The organism is Pseudonocardia lacus (assembly GCF_018531445.1).
GTDB lineage: Bacteria > Actinomycetota > Actinomycetes > Mycobacteriales > Pseudonocardiaceae > Pseudonocardia > Pseudonocardia lacus.
The window spans coordinates 1-886 of sequence record NZ_JAHDTH010000487.1; the positions used below are offsets into that span (position 1 = coordinate 1).

An 886-nucleotide genomic window follows, 5' to 3' on the forward strand; every position below is an offset into this window, starting at 1 on the left:
CGCGCCGGAGCGCCCGGCCCGACCGCCCGTGCGGCGCAACGCGCCCCAACCGACCATGGTGGCCCCCGGCCCGCCGTTCGCCGCGGCGGGCGGGGCGCCGGGTGCGCCGCGGTTCACGCTGCAGAAGCGCCTCGGCGCGGGCGGCTTCGGGCGGGTGTGGCTGGCCCACGACGCCCGGCTGGGCCACCGGGTGGCGCTCAAGGCCGCGCACGCCCCCGACCCGGAGACCGAGGAGCGCATCCAGCGCGAGGCGCGCGCCCTGGCCGCCGTGCGCCACCCGCACTGCGTGCGCATCCACGACATGCTGCCCGCCACCAGCGACCCGGGCCTGTCCGAGCTGGAGGGCATGGTCCTGGTGATGGAGTACGTCGACGGGCCCTCGCTGGCGGAGATGATCCGCGCCAGCGGGCTGCTCGACGACGTGTCCGCGGCGCGGGTGTGGATCGGCGTGGCCGGCGCGCTGGACGCCGCGCACGGCCGCGGCGTGATGCACCGCGACGTCAAGCCCGGCAACGTGGTGATGGACGCGGCCGGGATGGCCCACCTGATCGACTTCGGCATCGCGCGGCGCACCGGCGACGCGACCATGACCATGGCCGGGTTCGTGCTCGGCACCCCCGACTTCCTGGCCCCGGAGGTCGCCTGCGGCGAGCGCGCCACCCCGGCGTCGGACGCCTGGCAACTGGCGGCCACGGTCTCCTACGCGCTGACCGGCCAGCCGCCGCGCGGCTCGCACGCCGACGCGGTGTCCGGGCTGCGCGCGGCCGCGGCCGGGGCGCGGCTGAGCCACCTGCCCACCCGCTCGGCGCACCTGGGGCTGCTGCGCGCCTCGCTGGACACCGACCCCGCCCGCCGCCCGCCGCTGCAGGTCGTGCAGCGGACCCTG

Annotated in this window: 1 protein-coding gene; it reads left to right on the forward strand. The window is 78.6% G+C overall.

Going from position 1 to position 886, the window contains the following annotated elements; genetic code table 11:
* Positions 1-886: serine/threonine-protein kinase (locus tag KIK08_RS39260; RefSeq protein WP_214408366.1), on the forward strand; the 886-nt coding region annotated here is incomplete at both ends.